Source organism: Streptomyces sp. NPDC048277 (genome assembly GCF_040652235.1).
Taxonomy (GTDB): domain Bacteria; phylum Actinomycetota; class Actinomycetes; order Streptomycetales; family Streptomycetaceae; genus Streptomyces.
On sequence record NZ_JBEZLQ010000007.1, the window covers coordinates 24,882 to 41,191 of the forward strand.

General features: G+C 70.9%; 14 protein-coding genes. 4 read left to right on the forward strand and 10 right to left on the reverse strand.

The genetic code is table 11. The annotated features are described in order from the left end of the window. Positions 1–145: 145 nt before the first annotated feature. The 3 genes from AB0D85_RS17290 to AB0D85_RS17300 form a co-directional block, all read right to left on the reverse strand. Positions 146–1,378, reverse strand: coding sequence for an Ig-like domain-containing protein (locus AB0D85_RS17290; RefSeq protein ID WP_362320462.1), 1,233 nt, complete (start codon positions 1,376–1,378; stop codon positions 146–148). 167 nt (positions 1,379–1,545) lie between these two features. After that, the gene (locus tag AB0D85_RS17295; protein WP_362320466.1) at positions 1,546–2,571 is read right to left on the reverse strand and encodes a P1 family peptidase; all 1,026 of its coding nucleotides are present in this window, start codon (positions 2,569–2,571) and stop codon (positions 1,546–1,548) included. A 40-nt stretch (positions 2,572–2,611) separates the two neighbouring features. After that, positions 2,612–3,850 (reverse strand): low temperature requirement protein A, encoded by a 1,239-nt coding sequence (locus AB0D85_RS17300; protein WP_362320469.1) that lies wholly within the window; start codon positions 3,848–3,850, stop codon positions 2,612–2,614. Between the two features lie 179 nt (positions 3,851–4,029). Between AB0D85_RS17300 and AB0D85_RS17305 the strand changes: the two genes are divergently transcribed. Beyond that, a complete protein-coding gene (locus AB0D85_RS17305) occupies positions 4,030–4,206 on the forward strand; it encodes a hypothetical protein (RefSeq protein ID WP_362320472.1) in 177 nt (58 codons plus the stop codon). A gap of 22 nt (positions 4,207–4,228) precedes the next feature. On the opposite strand, the gene mscL is transcribed toward AB0D85_RS17305, so the two are convergent. From mscL to AB0D85_RS17335, 6 genes are all read right to left on the reverse strand, one after another. Continuing rightward, entirely contained in the window at positions 4,229–4,708 is a 480-nt protein-coding gene (gene mscL / locus AB0D85_RS17310) for a large conductance mechanosensitive channel protein MscL (protein WP_362320476.1), read from the reverse strand. A gap of 138 nt (positions 4,709–4,846) precedes the next feature. Further along, the gene (locus tag AB0D85_RS17315; protein WP_362320479.1) at positions 4,847–5,446 is read right to left on the reverse strand and encodes a hypothetical protein; all 600 of its coding nucleotides are present in this window, start codon (positions 5,444–5,446) and stop codon (positions 4,847–4,849) included. A 190-nt stretch (positions 5,447–5,636) separates the two neighbouring features. Beyond that, a complete protein-coding gene (locus AB0D85_RS17320) occupies positions 5,637–6,470 on the reverse strand; it encodes an S-methyl-5'-thioadenosine phosphorylase (protein ID WP_362320481.1) in 834 nt (277 codons plus the stop codon). Positions 6,471–6,570: 100 nt separating this feature from the next. Next, a complete protein-coding gene (locus tag AB0D85_RS17325) occupies positions 6,571–6,900 on the reverse strand; it encodes an FmdB family zinc ribbon protein (protein WP_362320484.1) in 330 nt (109 codons plus the stop codon). A gap of 196 nt (positions 6,901–7,096) precedes the next feature. Then, positions 7,097–8,395 carry an MFS transporter gene (locus AB0D85_RS17330; RefSeq protein WP_362320487.1) on the reverse strand — a complete coding sequence of 433 codons (1,299 nt, stop codon included), beginning with the start codon at positions 8,393–8,395 and terminating at the stop codon, positions 7,097–7,099. A gap of 268 nt (positions 8,396–8,663) precedes the next feature. Then, positions 8,664–10,178 carry a potassium/proton antiporter gene (locus AB0D85_RS17335; RefSeq protein ID WP_362321340.1) on the reverse strand — a complete coding sequence of 505 codons (1,515 nt, stop codon included), beginning with the start codon at positions 10,176–10,178 and terminating at the stop codon, positions 8,664–8,666. Positions 10,179–10,448: 270 nt separating this feature from the next. On the opposite strand from AB0D85_RS17335, the gene AB0D85_RS17340 reads away from it, so the two are divergent. Further along, on the forward strand, positions 10,449–13,211 hold the full coding sequence (locus AB0D85_RS17340) for a penicillin acylase family protein (RefSeq protein ID WP_362320490.1): 2,763 nt from the start codon (positions 10,449–10,451) through the stop codon (positions 13,209–13,211). A gap of 101 nt (positions 13,212–13,312) precedes the next feature. On the opposite strand, the gene AB0D85_RS17345 is transcribed toward AB0D85_RS17340, so the two are convergent. Beyond that, complete coding sequence (locus AB0D85_RS17345; protein WP_362320493.1) at positions 13,313–13,966, reverse strand: 5-formyltetrahydrofolate cyclo-ligase; 654 nt, start codon at positions 13,964–13,966, stop codon at positions 13,313–13,315. 61 nt (positions 13,967–14,027) lie between these two features. Here AB0D85_RS17345 and galU point away from each other — a divergent pair, with 61 nt between their 5' ends. Both galU and glp read left to right on the forward strand, forming a co-directional pair. After that, entirely contained in the window at positions 14,028–14,939 is a 912-nt protein-coding gene (galU, locus tag AB0D85_RS17350; RefSeq protein WP_362320496.1) for a UTP--glucose-1-phosphate uridylyltransferase GalU, read from the forward strand. Continuing rightward, complete coding sequence (glp, locus tag AB0D85_RS17355) at positions 14,936–16,258, forward strand: gephyrin-like molybdotransferase Glp (RefSeq protein WP_362320499.1); 1,323 nt, start codon at positions 14,936–14,938, stop codon at positions 16,256–16,258. The genes galU and glp overlap by 4 nt, the downstream gene beginning before the upstream one ends. The last annotated feature ends 52 nt before the right edge of the window (positions 16,259–16,310 follow it).

A 16,310-nucleotide genomic window follows, 5' to 3' on the forward strand; every position in this document is an offset into this window, starting at 1 on the left:
CGTTGCTGCATGTCACCTTGTGGGTGCATACCGTAGCCTCTCGGTCGGACATCATGTCCGGGAACCGAGAAAACATACGCCGGGATAACTCACGGGCCGCGCGAAAAGTTCCCGCGCGGCCCGACGATCCGTCAGAACCCGTCGGTCAGACCGCGCTTCCGGCGGTCCACGCGCTCCACGACAGGTTCCAGCCGTTGAGCCCGTTGTCCGGCTGCACCGTCTTGTCGGGCGAGTTCTTCACGATCACGACGTCCCCGACGAGCGAGTTGTCGTAGAACCACTTGGCCGTGGTGTCGCCCTGCGCGCCCTGCACGTCCGCGAGCCCCACACAGCCGTGGCTGGTGCCCTGGCGCCCGAACGGCGGGTTGGACCTGCTGTACCAGTAGTTGCCGTGGATGAACGTCCCCGACGTCGTCAGCCGCATCGCGTGCGGCACGTCCGGGATGTCGTACTCCCCGCCCAGACCCACCGTCTGGCTGTTCATCCGGGTCTGGGTGAACTTCTCGGAGATCACCATCTGCCCGTTGTACGTCGTGTGCTCCGGGCTGCCCGTCGACACCGGCACCGACTTGAGGAGCTTGCCGTCCCGCATCACGGTCATGGTCTGCGTGTTCGCGTCCACCGTGGACACCTGCGAACGTCCGACGGTGAACGTCACCGTCTTCTTCTGCACCCCGTAGACGCCGTTCGCGCCCTCGACCCCGTCCAGGTCGATCTTCATGGTGACCTTGGAGCCGGCCTTCCAGTAGTCCTGCGGCCGGAAGTCCAGCCGCTGCGACCCGAACCAGTGCCCCACCACCTGCTGGCCGCTGCTCGACGTGACCGTGATGTGCGACTGCACGGCCTTCTGGTCGGCGATGGCCTTGTCGAAGGTGAACGACACCGGCATCCCCACACCGACCGTCGTCCCGTTGTCCGGCGTGTACGTGCCTATGTAGCTGTTCGCCGAGTTGACGGTGGTGAAGATCGAGTTGGCCGCCGCCGTGAGCCCCTTGGAGTCCTTCGCGGTCGCCGATATCTCGTACTTCGTGCCGCGCTCCAGCTGGTCCTTCGGCTTCCAGGTGCTGCCGTCCGCGGAGACGGTGCCGGTCACGGTCTGCCCCGACCCCGCCACGGTCATCTTCACGTCCGTCAGCCTGCCGTCGCTGACCTGCACGCCGGTCGTGTTGATGGACGCGCCGGTCGAACCGTCCTTCGCCGAGATCACGATCTTCGCCGTGGACGTCCTGGCGGCGCTGTCCTGCCCGCCCGTGCTGCTCTTGCCGTCGTTCGTCCTGGCGTCGGCGTTGCCGCCGCAGGCGGTGAGGGTGAGGGCGCCGACCATCAGGGCGGCACAGGCCCCCAGTGCGCGCCGCGCTGCAATGTCCGGCGTTGTCACGGGCTGCTCCAGGTTCTTGTGATGTTCGTGATCCGTTCCAGTGCGTGGAGAAGGAGGCCTCGGGCCCCCGCCGGGGTTCCCTCCGGCGCCCTCGAACGCCATCACGTGACAGAACCAGGACAATCGACAGGTACTCGCAAGGTTCCGGGCGCGCCCCCCCGGCGCCGTCATCGCGTCCCGTACAACTCCCCGTACGACGGCCACACTCCGCCCGGCCCGTCCACCGGCTCGGCGGCCCGTACGGCCCGCACGATCGCGCGCGTCACCAGGTCCGCGCCGGCCGCGAGGATCTCGTTGAGCGCGAGGGGGCTCGCATCGAGCGGCCGCGCGCCCGTCGCCAGCGTGAACACCGTGTCCCCGTCGTGCAGCAGATGCACCGGCCGGACGGCGCGGGCGATCCCGTCGTGCGCGGTCCCGGCCAGCTTCTGCGCCTGCGCCTTGGACAGTTCGGCGTCGGTCGCGACCACCGCGAGCGTGGTGTTGAGCGGAGGGAGACCGTTCCTGGAGGCGGCCTCGGCGAGCCGCCGGCGCGCGGCCTCGTGCACACGCTCCTCGGGGTACTCCACCCGCCCCTGGAACAACTCCCCGTACAGCACCCCCGTTTCCGGATCCAGCACCTCGCCGGCGGCGTTGGCCACCACCAGCGCGGCCACCGTGATCCCCGAGCCCAGCACGGCGCTCGCGCTGCCCACCCCGCCCTTCAGCCCCCCGGCCACGGCGCCCGTACCGGCCCCCACGCACCCCTCCGGCACCGGCGCCCCCGACGCGCTCGCCGCGGCCTCCTCGACCGCGGCACGCCCCGTGGCCGCGTCCGGCCGGGCCCGGAAGTTCCCGCCCCGCCCCAGGTCGAAGACGCAGGCGGCGGGCACCACCGGCACGACATGCGACGGATCCGGCCCCACCCGCACCCCGCGCCGCTGCTCCTCCAGCCAGGCCATGACCCCGGACGCCGCGTCGAGTCCGTACGCGCTGCCGCCCGTGAGCACGATCGCCTCCGCCCGCTGCACCAGGTTGCGCGGATCGAGCGCGTCCGTCTCCTTGGTGCCCGGACCGCCGCCGCGCACGTCCACGGCGGCGACCGCGCCGCCCTCGGGAGCGAGGACGACCGTGGTGCCGGTGAGCCAGCCGTCGCCGCCGCGGGTGGCGTGTCCCACCCGCAGCCCGGCCACGTCCGTCAATGCGTCAACTGTCATGACGGCCAGTCTGGCCCAGCCCGGCACGGTTCCGAAGCGGTCAGGAGGAGGCCGCGGCGGCGTTCGCCGGGCGCCCGCGGGCGGCCGCGCGCGCCGTCAGGGTCGTCCCGGTCGTCACCGCCAGCGCCGACACGACGCCCGCCGCCGGCACCGCCCAGTCGCCCAGGAAGGTGCAGCAGATCACCAGCAGCGCCGTGACCGGCAGCACCAGCTGCTGGGCGAGGCCGACCTTGAAGTGCCGCGAGTGCAGCACCCACACGGTCAGCAGATACAGCGCGGTCGGCAGCGTCACGGCCGCCGAGGCGGCCTGCGTCGAGAGGTGCGCCTTGCCGACCGCCTCCTCGACGGCCACCTCCAGGCCCGCGCCGATCGAGGCCGCCGACGCGAAGATGAAGTAGTGGCCGTAACCCCACAGGAACGACTGCCTGTTGGAGCGCAGATGGCCGTGGATCGGCACCACGAAGTAGATCCACCACGCCGAGAAGACGATCAGCAGGCCGCCCGCCGCGATCGGCAGCAGCTCGCCCACGGCGTCGTGCTCGGCCACCGCCGACTTCACGGCGACCGTCGCCGCCGCGATCGTCTCGCCCAGCACGATGATCGTGAACAGCCCGAAACGCTCGGCGATGTGGTGCGGGTGCCAGGAGGTGCTGTGGTCCTTCTCCGCGTACACGGGCACGCACAACTCGGCGATCGCCATCACCAGGAACACCCAGGGGCGCGCGTGCTCCGGCAGCACCACCAGCCCGACCCAGCCGACCTGGCACAGCAGCACACCGCCCGCGTACCGGAGCGCCATGGTCCGCTCCGGGCCCCCGGCCCCCCGCGCGGCTCTCAGCCACTGCGAGGCCAGCGCCATCCGCATGATCACGTAGCCGATCAGGACCAGCGCGTAGTCGTGGTTCGCGAAGGCCCGCGAGACTCCGGCCGCCAGCACCAGCACCCCGGCGATCTGGACCAGGGTGACGACCCGGTAGAGCACGTCGTCGTTGTCGTACGCCGAGGCGAACCAGGTGAAGTTCATCCACGCCCACCAGATGGCGAAGAAGATCATCGCGTAGTTCAGGACGCCCTCGCCCGCGTGGCCCGCCGCGACGGCGTGCACCAGCTCCGCGCCCGCCTGGGCGATGGCCACCACGAAACACAGGTCGAAGAAGAGCTCCAGCGGCGAGGACACCCGGTGGCCCTCGTCGCGCCCGCGCGCGGTCAGCCTGCGCAGGGGCCGCAGGGGCTGGGGTGTGTGCTGAGGGGCGGGAGCCGGGGGAGAACTCGACGTCATGCGTCCAGCACAGCAGAAAAGGGCACCGGCTCGCGAACGGAGCCGAAGGCGGGCAGCCGGCCCGGCGGGCGGCGGGACCGCGGCCGGGACTCCGGCCGGGGCCGCCGGGCGGCCCGGGTGGACCGCACGGCCCGGGTGGCCCGGGCGGACCCGAGCCGTGCGCGCCGTAGTCTTGGGACATGACCACCGCCCCCGAGCCCGCGCCGCGCGACCCGAAGCCCGCGCTGATCTTCGACGACCCGCTGGACCGGCAGTCCTCGGACGACACGGACCGCGGCTGGGGCGACCGCCCGGAGGGCGACTCCGTGGCCGACCTCAAGCGCTTCCTCGACGAGAAGCCGCCCCACCACCTCTGAATCCGCCCCGGCGAGGCCCTGGTCAGCGCCCGTCGCGGCCCGGCGCACTCCGCTGCGCGACCAGCTCGTCGCGGATCTGCTTGAGCACCTCCAGCTCGGTCACCTCGATGACCTCGTGCGTACCCTCGCGCGCCCTGCGGCGGGCCTCCATCCGCGACAGGTACTTGGCCATCGGCAGGACCATCAGGAAGTACACGACCGCCGCGGTGATCACGAAGGAGAGCGTGGCGCCCAGGACCTCGCCCCACATGATCGGAATGCCGGACTTCACCGTGCCGTCCGCGTTCAGCGTGCACGGGGCCTTCAGGCACGAGCTGTAGCTGTCCAGGTTCTTGGTGCCGATCGCCCCGACGACGGGGTTGATGATCCCCTTCACCACCGAGTTGACGATGTTGGTGAAGGCGGCGCCGATGACCACCGCGACCGCCAGATCGACGACGTTGCCGCGCATCAGGAAGGTCTTGAAGCCCTGCCAGATACTCGGGTCCTTCTTCGCGCTCACCTCGGGGACTCTCCTTGTGTGCACAGGGTGTGGAACAAAGTGCTCCGCAACCTACGTCACCGTGCCGCCATTGCGCCCAATCCCGTGGCACGAATGAGGGACTTGACAGGAAACGTCCGAGAAATCGCCCCAGGTTGTTCAGCACAAGGTCACCGCCAGCCGTGTCGTGGCGCTCGCGCCGACCAGCCGTGCCGCCGTGGCCCGCGGCACCGAGAGCACGACCAGCGCCCCGCTCTCGGACGCCCCGTCGACCGGCTCCGGCAGCTGTGTCACGCGGACCCCGCGCGCGATCACCCGGGCGTCCCCGTCCGACGCGGGGCCCCCGGCGGCGATGACGTCCACCCGGTCACCGGGGCGCAGCAGCCGGACGGTGGCCGCGTCGGCGATCCGCACCGGAGCCGTCACCATGTCCACGGGCGGGGCGTGCCGTCGTACCGGCTGGGTGGCCGGATGCCCCCGGGGCCGCTCGGCGTGGAGGGGATCCGTGGCGGCACCCGGCCCGGCCGCCACGAGCGCCGCCGCCGTCACCGCCAGACCGGCCGCGAGGGCCCGCCGGCGGTGGCGCAGCAGCCGTTGCAGCTGATACCGCGCGCCGCGTACGCGCACCGGGTCGAAGTACGGGACTTCGCAGGTGGCGGGGGCGTCCGTGGCCGGCGGACACGGGGCGCGCAGGGCGGGCGGAAGGGTCGGGGACGGGGACAGGGCGGGGGACGGAGAGGGGGACGGGGGAACGGGCATGTGGATCACCACCGGCGACGAGGAATCGGCTTGCAAGGCCACGATGCGGCCTTGCGCCGAATCCCGTCGGAGCCGGTGGGCTACCGACCGGTTGTGGACAACTCGGCCACCCGAAGGGGGAGTTCCGCCGGAGTCCCGCCCGTTGTCCACAGGAGTTGGGAGGGGGCGGGGAAACGTCCCGCCCTCCGCGTCACGGCAGCTCGAAGCCCGGATCCATGCCGCCGAGCGCGTTCGTGCACAGGCAGTCCCGTGCCGTGTTCTCCGGCAGTGCCGCCACCGCGTCGAACAGCACGCCCCGCAGCCGGTCCACGTTCGCCGCGAACACCTGGAGCACCTCGTCGTGCGAGACGCCCTCGCCGGTCTCGGCGCCCGCGTCCAGATCGGTGACCAGCGTCAGCGACGCGTAGCAGAGTTCCAGTTCACGGGCGAGCGCCGCCTCGGGATGGCCGGTCATGCCCACCACGGACCAGCCCTGCGCCTGGTGCCACAGCGATTCGGCGCGGGTCGAGAAGCGCGGCCCCTCGATCACGACCAGCGTGCCGCCGTCCACCGGCTCCCAGTCCCGGCCGCGGGCCGCCTTCAGCGCCGCCGCCCGCCCGGTGGGGCAGTAGGGGTCGGCCAGGGACACGTGCACCACGTTCGGCACGGTGCCGTCGGGCAACGGGAGTCCGTCGAAGTACGACTGCGCCCGGGACTTCGTACGGTCCACCAGCTGGTCCGGCACGAGCAGCGTGCCCGGACCGTACTCGGGGCGCAGACCGCCCACCGCGCACGGGCCGAGCACCTGGCGGACGCCCACGGAGCGCAGCGCCCAGAGGTTGGCCCGGTAGTTGATGCGGTGCGGCGGCAGATGGTGGCCGCGACCGTGGCGGGGCAGGAACGCCACCCGGCGGCCGGCGATCTCGCCGAGGAAGAGGGAGTCGCTGGGCGGCCCGTAAGGGGTGTCGACCTGGATCTCGCTCACGTCGTCGAGGAAGGAGTAGAAACCCGAGCCGCCGATTACGCCGATCTCTGCGTTCACCATGCCCCGCACACTAGCGGCCCGCCGGAGCGGGCAGGGACCGGTGCCCGGGAACGCCTCGGACCCCGCCGTCGTGCGTCGGCAGGGTCCGGGAGGAGGAGTCTCAGGCGGCGGAGCTGCTGGCGGAGCCAGACGACGAGGACGACGAGGACGACGACGTCGACGACTTGGAGTCGGACGACGTGGAGCTCGACGACTTCGAGTCGGACGAGGCGGAGCCGGACGGCTTCGACGCGGGGCTGCTGCTCGACGAGGAGCCGCGGCTGTCGTTGCGGTAGAAGCCAGAGCCCTTGAAGACGATGCCGACCGCGGAGAACACCTTCTTCAGGCGGCCACCGCAGTTGGGGCACTCGGTCAGGGCGTCGTCGGTGAACTTCTGCACCGCCTCGAGGCCCTCGCCGCACTCGGTGCACTGGTACTGGTAGGTCGGCACTGTCTTCCTCCTGGCACTCTCACTCGATGAGTGCTAACGATCGTCCATACTAACCCGTGCAGCCAGCGAATGGAGTAACGTACGTCACCTGCTCACGGGCAGCGGTCAGGGCTTGGCCGTCATGAGGGCCTCGTGCCCGAGTGAGAAGCCGCTTGTCGGCGGAGTCACAGTGACGTATTCCCGGGTTGTCGACACGTCACATCTCACCGATCGCGACAGGTTCGCGATGGGCCGCGCCGCGCGTGACCACCTTGGTCACGCGTGGCGGCACCAGCCGCGAACGCAGCGCCAGCAGGGTCACCAGGGCGAGCAGCGTGCCGGCCATCGGCACCAGGAACCCGGCGCCGCCCCACAGCCGGTCCTCCAGCTGTCCGGCGACCGTCACCGCGGCCGCCTGGCCGAGTGCCACCGCGCCGGTCAGCCAGGTGAACGCCTCCGTGCGGGCGCCGGCCGGGACCAGGTCCTCGACCAGCGTGTAGCCGGTGATCAGCGCGGGCGCGATGCACATGCCGACCAGCAGGCCGAGGCCGGCCAGGGCGAGCACCGAGTGGGACGTCCACAGCGCGGACGCGGTGAGCGCGAGCGCCGCGTAGCCGGTGACCAGGCGCCGGTGCGGGGCGGCCTTCCAGGCGATCGCGCCGCAGACGATGCCCGAGAGCATGTTGCCCGCGGCGAAGGTGCCGTACAGGACGCCGTTCAGGCCGGGCTCGCCGATCGACTCGGTGAACGCCGCGAGGGAGACCTGCATGCCGCCGAAGACGGACCCGATGCCCAGGAAGGCCGCGACCAGCACGCGCACGCCGGGGACGCGGAGTGCGGAGGCGTGCCGCACGCGCGCGTGGCCGGTGCCGGACACCTGCGGCTGGGTGCTCTTCCGCGCGGCGAACAGGAGGCCGCCGAGCAGTGTCAGCGCGGCCTCCGCGACCAGGCCGGCGGCCGGTGTCACGGTGGTGCACAGGGCGGTCGCGAGCAGCGGGCCGAACACGAAGGTGAGCTCGTCCGTGACGGACTCGAAGGCGGCCGCGGTGGACATCAGGGGCGAGTCCTGGAGCTTCGCGCCCCAGCGGGCGCGCACCATGGGGCCGATCTGCGGCACCGAGGCACCGGTCGGCACGGCCGCCGCGAACAGCGCCCACAGGGGTGCGTGCGCCAGTGCGAGCGCCGTCAGGCCGAGCCCCGACAGCGTGTGCACGAGGACTCCGGGAATCAGCACCGCGCGCTGTCCGTAGCGGTCGGCGAGGCGGCCGCCGTAGGGGGCGCACAGGGCCATGGAGACGCCGGTGACCGCCGCGGCGGCGCCCGCGGCGCCGTACGAGCCGGTGGTGTGCTGGACGAGCAGCACGATGGAGATGGTGAGCATGGCGAACGGCTGGCGCGCCGCGAAACCGGGGAGCAGGAACGTCCAGGCGCCGCGGGTGCGCAGCAGCTGTCCGTATCCCGGGCGGGGCGGCGCCGCCGGGTTCTCCGACGGCTCGGTGGTGACCGTGGATGCCACGGCCCGTGCCTTTCTGCCGCCTGGTAGCGCGCCCGTGCGGGGGCGCCGAGAGCTGTCCTCTTGCGCGGAACTGCGGTAGATACCGGTGCCCGCTGGGAAAAGCGTTCCGGCCGCCATACGGTCGCGCCAGCTCTGCGTCAGGCAGAGTTGGTCCGATCAGGGTGGCTTCATCGTACAGGGGGCGACGTCTCGTAGACCTGTGAAAACGAGCACCACAGGGGTCGTTCACCTGGGATTGGCGGGGGTGTGAACCGTCCGAAACACGCCCTTAACGCATGCCGCCCGTGCCCGCCGTGCCGTTCGCGCCCAGCCAGCCCGCCAGCTTGCCCCCGTGCCCGACCGCGCGCAGCCGTCGCTCCGCGGCGTCCCGCACCGGGTCGGTGGCGACCACGAGGAGTTCGTCGCCGCGCCGCAGCACCGTCGAGGGCAACGGAACAAACGATTTTCCTTCGCGGACGATCAGGGTGACGGCGGCTCCGGCGGGCAGCCGCAGCTCGTTGACCTCGACGCCGTGCATCCGCGAGCCCTCGGGGATCGCGACGGACAGCAGATGCCCGCGCAGCCGCTCCAGGGGTGCGGACTCGATGCCGAGGTCGGCGGCCTCCGGGCCCTCGCCGAGCCGCAGCTTGTGCGCCAGCCAGGGCAGCGTCGGTCCCTGGACGAGGGTGTAGACGCAGACCAGGACGAAGACGACGTTGAAGATGCGGTGGCTGGCGTCGACGCCGTTCACCATGGGGATCGTCGCCAGGATGATGGGGACGGCGCCGCGCAGCCCCGCCCAGGACATCAGGGTCTGCTCCCGCCAGGGCACCCGGAACGGCACGAGGCTGACGATCACGCTCAGCGGCCGCGCCACCATGGTGAGCACCAGCCCGATGACCAGGGCGGGCCAGACGTCGTCGCCGAGCTCGTGCGGGGTGACCAGCAGGCCGAGCAGGACGAACATGCCGATCTGGGCGATCCAGCCGAGTCCCTCGGCGAAGCCGCGCGTGGCGGGCCAGTGCGGCAGCTTGGCGTTGCCCAGCATCATGGAGGCGAGGTAGACGGCGAGGAAGCCGCTGCCGTGAGCCAGCGCGCCGGCGGCGTACGCCGTGACCGCGATGGCCATCACCGCGATCGGATAGAGGCCGGAGGCGGGCAGGGCCACGTGCCGCAGGCCCCAGGCGCCGAGCCAGCCGACCGCGAGGCCTATGGCCGCGCCGATGGCCAGCTCCGTGGCTATCTCGCCCAGCAGGACGTACCAGTGCGCGACCGGTCCCGCGGTGGAGAAGGCGACGACCAGGATGACCACCGGGGCGTCGTTGAAGCCGGACTCCGCCTCCAGCGTGCCCGTCACGCGCGCGGGCAGCGGGATGCGCCGGAGCACCGAGAACACCGCCGCCGCGTCCGTCGAGGACACCACCGCCCCGATGATGAGCGCCTGCCGCCATTCCAGCCCGACCAGATAGTGCGCGCCCGCCGCGGTGACGCCGACGCTCACCCCGACCCCGACGAGGGCCAGCATGGAGGCGGACGCCAGGACGGGTTCGACCTCCTTCCACTTCGTGCCGAGACCGCCCTCGGCCAGGATCACGACCAGGGCCGCGTATCCGATGACCTGGGTCAGTTCGGCATTGCTGAAGTGGATGTTCCCGATGCCGTCCTGGCCCATGAGGACGCCGATCCCCAGGTACACGAGCAGGCTGGGGAGCCCGCTGCGCGAGGAGATCCGGACGGCCGCGACGGCGACGAGCAGGACCAGGGAGCAGACGAGCAGGAGCTGGTTGAGGTGGTGGACAGTCAGCGGCGCTTCCCTTCCTTGGCCCCGCGCGGGCGACGCGGAAGCTCACGTACACAAGACCCGAGGACGCGGCACTCCGCACCCCAGTTACTTCGTTACCTTACCTAACTCTTGACGCTTTCTTGACGCTTCCCCCGGCAAGATCGAACGTCCGTGCGCGCCGGTACCCGACTCCGCGTCAAGTGGCTCGGGGCCCTGCGCCTATGGTTGCTCCAGCGCTCAGTCAAATGCACAAGCCCGCCTGCCGCTCGCGTTAGGACAGCAAGGACAGCGATGCCCCCCAACACCACCGCCACAACGGGTGACAAGCCTGGCAAGTCCGGCAGGAAGAAGGGGCGCAAAGCCCGAATCGTCGTGCTGGTGCTCGTCCTGGCCGTCATCGGAGGCATCGCCTTTGGGGCCTACTGGTCGATCAGCACGGTCCGCGCGTCCTTCCCGCAGACCAAGGGCTCGATCACGCTCCAGGGACTCTCCGGGCCCGTGACCGTGAAGCGCGACGGCTACGGGATCCCGCAGATCTACGCCTCGACCGACGCGGACCTGTTCATGGCGCAGGGTTACGTCCAGGCGCAGGACCGGTTCTACGAGATGGACGTGCGCCGCCACATGACCTCCGGGCGCCTGTCCGAGATGTTCGGCAAGGGCCAGGTGAAGAACGACGAGTTCCTGCGCACCCTGGGCTGGGACCGGGTGGCGAAGGAGGAGTACGACACCAAGCTGTCGGACTCCACCAAGAAGTACCTCCAGGCATACGCCAAGGGAGTCAACGCCTACCTGGCCGGCAAGGACGGCAAGGACATCTCCCTGGAGTACGCGGCCCTCGGGTTCACCAACGACTACAAGCCCGAGCAGTGGACCCCCGTCGACTCGGTGTCCTGGCTGAAGGCGATGGCCTGGGACCTGCGCGGCAACATGCAGGACGAGATCGACCGCGCCCTGATGACCAGCCGCCTCGGCCCGCAGCAGATCAAGGACCTCTACCCGGACTACCCGTACAGCCGCAACAAGGCGATCGTCCAGGAGGGCCAGTACGACGAGCTCACCAAGACGTTCGAACAGAGCGGCTCCACGAGCGGCTCCGGGACCTCCACGGCCACGAGCGGCACCACGACCTCGTCGTCCACCGGTTCGGCGCTCACAAGCCAGCTGGCGGGCCTCTACAACGTCCTCGACAACGTCCCCACGGCCGTCGGCGTGAACGGCCAGGGCATCGGCTCCAACTCCTGGGTCGTCGGGGGCGCGCACACCATCACCGGCAAGCCGCTGCTCGCCAACGACCCGCACCTGTCGGCCTCGCTGCCGTCCGTCTGGTACCAGATGGGCCTGCACTGCACCACGGTCTCCAGCAAGTGCCAGTACGACGTCACCGGCTACACCTTCGCGGGCATGCCCGGCGTGATAATCGGCCACAACGCGGACATCGCCTGGGGCATGACCAACTCCGGCGTCGACGTCACCGACCTCTACCTGGAGAAGCTCTCCGGCGACGGCTACCTGTACGACGGCAAGGTCAAGCCCTTCACGACCCGTGAGGAGACCATCAAGGTCGCCGGCGGCGCGTCCAAGAAGATCGTCGTGCGCCAGACCGCCGACGGGATGCCCCTGCTGTCCGACCGCGACGACGAACTCGTCCAGGTCGGCAAGAAGGCCACCGTCGACACCGCCGCACCCGACCGCGGCGACGGCTACGGGATCGCCCTGCGCTGGACCGCCCTCGACCCCGGCACCACCATGGACGCCGTCTTCGCCATCGACAAGGCGGCCGACTGGAGCGAATTCCGCGACGCGGCCGCCCAGTTCGACGTGCCCTCGCAGAATTTGATCTACGCCGACACCAAGAACCACATCGGCTACACCCTGCCGGGCAAGATCCCCACGCGCTCCTCGGGCGACGACGGTTCCATCCCGGCACCGGGCTGGGACTCCAAGTACAAGTGGACCGGCTACATCAAGCAGGCCGAACTGCCCTACGAGTACGACCCCAAGCGCGGCTACATCGTCACCGCCAACCAGGCCGTGGTCGACAAGGACAAGTACCCCTACACGCTCACCACGGACTGGGGCTACGGCACCCGCAGCCAGCGCATCACCGACCTGATCGAGTCGAAGATCAAGGACGGCGGCAAGATCTCCACCGACGACATGCGCCAGATGCAGATGGACAACAGCAGCGAGATCGCCAAGCTGCTCGTGCCCAAGCTGCTGAAGATCAACCTGGACGACAAGAACGTCCGCGAGGCGCAGAAACTCCTGGAGGGCTGGGACTACACCCAGGACTCCGACTCCGCGGCGGCCGCCTACTTCAACGCGGTCTGGCGCAACATCCTCAAGCTCGCCTTCGGCAACAAGCTGCCCAAGGAGCTGCGGGTCAAGGGCCAGTGCCTGTGGGTCGACAAGATCGACAGCACCGGCCCGGTCGACGACGACACCAAGGTGCGCGAGTGCGGCGAGCGCGACGCCGACCAGGCACAGCCGGACGGCGGCGACCGCTGGTTCGAGGTGGTCCGCACCCTCATGAACCAGCCGAACAGCGACTGGTGGAAGACGCCGGCCGGAGTGGGCGACCGCATCAAGGCCACCAACATGAACCAGCTGTTCGAGCGCGCCATGATCGACGCCCGCTGGGAGCTGACCGCCAAGCTCGGCAAGGACATCGACACCTGGAGCTGGGGCCGGCTGCACCGCCTGTTCCTGAAGAACCAGACCCTCGGCACCGACGGCCCGAGCATCCTGCAGTACGTCCTCAACCGCGGCCCCTGGAAGCTCAGCGGCGGCGAGGCCACGGTCAACGCGACCGGCTGGAACGCGGCCGGCGGCTACGGCGTCGTCTGGGTCCCCTCCATGCGGATGGTCGTCAACCTCGACGACCTCGACAAGTCCAAGTGGATCAACCTCACCGGAGCCTCCGGCCACGCCTTCAACGCCCACTACACCGACCAGACGGGCAAGTGGGCCGACGGCGAACTGCTCCCGTGGTCGTTCACGGACAAGGCGGTCGACAAGAGCACCAGCGACACGCTCGTCCTCAAGCCCTGACCCCGCCGACCGCACACCGTTGAAACGGCCCTCCACGCACGCACGCGTGGAGGGCCGTTTCGCACAGGTCCGCGTGAGGCACCGGCCCGCACGAGAGCGGCTCAGGGGCTTGCGAACCGGCGCGTGCCCGACGGCGTCACCACCGCGTGGACCGGCCGGTCGTGCGCCTCGGCGGGCACCCGCTCGACGACCTCCGTGTCGTACAGCAGCACCACGAGCGCGGGGCGTGCGCCCGCGCGCTCCAGACGGGCCAGCACGCGGTCGTACGACCCCCCGCCGCGCCCCAGGCGCATCCCGCGCGCGTCCACCGCGAGCCCCGGCAGCAGCACGACGTCGGCCGAGAGCACGGCGTCCGTCCCCAGCCGTTCACCGGAGGGCTCGAACAGCGCCATCCTCCCGCCGTGTTGGACGCGCGCGAGGGATCCCTCCCCGGCGTACGCGCCCCAGTCCAGGTCGTTGTCCGGCAGCAGCGCGGGCAGCAGGACCCGCACACCCCGTACGAGCAGCGCATCCAGCAGCGTGAGCGTGCCGGGCTCGCTGCCGACGGAGACGTACGCCGCCACCGTGCGCGCACGCGCCAGCTCGGGAAGCTCCAGCGCGTGCCCCGCCAGCGCGTCGGCCGCCTCCCTGACGACATCCGTCGTCAACCTGTTCCTCACTCCGGCGAATTCTCGCCGCAACGTTCGCTTGTCACTCTCGGCCTCGGATCCACCGTGCTGCACAGGTCGTTCCCGCACCCTTCTCAATCCGCTCATATGAGTGCCTATTAACCGGAGCCTCAGATTCTTCACAAAGGCACCGGATAAGGTTGCGGACATGACTCAGTCGCACCCCAGGATCAGCAAGGCTGTCATTCCCGCGGCCGGCCTCGGCACCCGGTTCCTGCCGGCCACCAAGGCCACTCCCAAGGAGATGCTGCCGGTCGTCGACAAGCCGGCGATCCAGTACGTGGTCGAGGAGGCCGTGTCGGCGGGGCTCGACGACGTCCTCATGATCACCGGACGCAACAAGCGTCCCCTCGAAGACCACTTCGACCGCAACTACGAGCTGGAATCGGCGCTCCAGAAGAAGGGCGACGCCGGCCGGCTCGCCAAGGTCCAGGAGTCCAGCGACCTGGCCACGATGCACTACGTGCGCCAGGGCGACCCCAAGGGCCTCGGCCACGCCGTGCTGTGCGCGGCCCCGCACGTGGGCCACGAGCCCTTCGCCGTCCTGCTCGGCGACGACCTGATCGACCCGCGCGACCCGCTGCTCCAGCGCATGATCGAGGTCCAGGAGCAGTACGGCGGCAGTGTGATCGCGCTCATGGAGGTCGCCCCCGAGCAGATCCACCTCTACGGCTGCGCGGCCGTGGAGACCACCCCCGACGGCGATGTCGTCAAGGTGACCGGCCTGGTCGAGAAGCCGGACGCGGTGGACGCCCCGTCCCACTACGCGGTCATCGGCCGCTATGTCCTCGACCCGCACGTCTTCGACATACTGCGGCGCACCGAGCCCGGCCGCGGCGGCGAGATCCAGCTCACCGACGCGCTCCAGCAGCTCGCTCAGGACGAGAAAGTCGGCGGCCCCGTGCACGGCGTCGTCTTCAAGGGCCGCCGCTATGACACCGGCGACCGCGGCGACTATCTGCGTGCCATTGTCAGGCTCGCGTGCGAACGTGAAGACCTGGGCCCGGACTTCCGGACCTGGCTTCGCAGTTACGTAGCCGAGGAGATGCAGCAGAGTTGAGCAACGCCGTGACCCGCCCCGTCGGCCCGGACCACCTGTGGTCGGTCGACGAGCACCTGCAGGACATCCTCACCACCGTCCGCCCCCTGGACCCCATCGAGCTGCAACTCCTCGACGCCCAGGGCTGCGTCCTGGTCGACGACGTCACGGTGCCGGTCTCACTGCCGCCGTTCGACAACAGCTCCATGGACGGGTACGCGGTGCGGGTCACGGATGTCGCGGGCGCGAGCGAGGAGTTCCCGGCCGTCCTGGAGGTCGTCGGGGACGTCGCGGCGGGCGCGGCGGAGCTCACCACGGTCGGCCCCGGCCAGGCCGCCCGGATCATGACCGGCGCCCCGCTGCCGCCCGGCGCCGAGGCCGTCGTCCCCGTGGAGTGGACCGACGGCGGACTCGGCGGGGGACCGGTCGGCGGGATGCGGGCGCGCAGCCTCGCGCCCGAGGGCGCCGAGGGGCACGTGCGCGTGCACCGGCCGGCCGAGGAACGCGCGCACGTGCGCGCGAGGGGCAGCGACGTGAAGGCGGGCGACCTCGCGCTGGAGGCCGGCACCGTCCTCGGGCCGCCGCAGATCGCGCTGCTCGCCGCGATCGGCCGCGGCACGGTGCGCGTACGGCCGCGCCCGCGCGTGGTCGTCCTGTCCACCGGCAGCGAACTCGTCCAGCCCGACGAGCAGCTGGGCGACGGCCAGATCTACGACTCCAACAGCTTCGCCCTCACCGCCGCCGCCCGGGACGCGGGCGCCATCGCCTACCGGGTGGGCGCGGTCGTCGACGACGCCGACACCCTCCGTTCCACCATCGAGGACCAGCTCGTCCGCGCCGACCTGCTGGTCACCACCGGCGGGGTGAGCGTGGGGGCGTACGACGTCGTCAAGGAGGCGCTGTCGCACGTCGGCGACGAGGACGAGGCGGGCGGCGGCATCGACTTCCGCACGCTCGCCATGCAGCCCGGCAAGCCCCAGGGCTTCGGCTCCATCGGCCCCGACCACACACCGCTGCTGGCCCTGCCCGGCAACCCCGTGTCGTCGTACGTCTCCTTCGAACTGTTCGTCCGCCCGGTCATCCGCGCCCTGATGGGCCTCGACGACGTCCACCGGCCCCGCACCACGGCCACCCTCAGGGCGGCATCGGCGCTGAGCTCCCCGAAGGGGCGCAGGCAGTTCCTGCGCGGGGCGTACGCCGACGGCGAGGTGACCGCCGTGGGCGGCGCCGGTTCCCATCTGATCGCGGCCCTGGCACGCGCCGACGCCCTGATCGTCGTACCCGAGGACGTGGAGTCCGTCGACCCCGGCACCGAGGTCGAGGTCGTCCTGCTGGCCTGACCGGCACGGGCGTACCCGTCTGCCGGGCGGTCCTGCCCGGTGGTGCGCGCCG

Bases quoted from the DNA above. Each gene is read 5' to 3' on its own strand.
- AB0D85_RS17295 (WP_362320466.1), bottom strand. From the start codon at position 2,571: ATGACAGTTGACGCATTGACGGACGTGGCCGGGCTGCGGGTGGGACAC.
- AB0D85_RS17300 (WP_362320469.1), bottom strand. From the start codon at position 3,850: ATGACGTCGAGTTCTCCCCCGGCTCCCGCCCCTCAGCACACACCCCAG.
- AB0D85_RS17305 (WP_362320472.1), top strand. From the start codon at position 4,030: ATGACCACCGCCCCCGAGCCCGCGCCGCGCGACCCGAAGCCCGCGCTG.
- AB0D85_RS17315 (WP_362320479.1), bottom strand. From the start codon at position 5,446: ATGCCCGTTCCCCCGTCCCCCTCTCCGTCCCCCGCCCTGTCCCCGTCC.
- AB0D85_RS17320 (WP_362320481.1), bottom strand. From the start codon at position 6,470: ATGGTGAACGCAGAGATCGGCGTAATCGGCGGCTCGGGTTTCTACTCC.
- AB0D85_RS17340 (WP_362320490.1), top strand. From the start codon at position 10,449: ATGCCCCCCAACACCACCGCCACAACGGGTGACAAGCCTGGCAAGTCC.
- AB0D85_RS17345 (WP_362320493.1), bottom strand. From the start codon at position 13,966: ATGAGCGGATTGAGAAGGGTGCGGGAACGACCTGTGCAGCACGGTGGA.
- galU (WP_362320496.1), top strand. From the start codon at position 14,028: ATGACTCAGTCGCACCCCAGGATCAGCAAGGCTGTCATTCCCGCGGCC.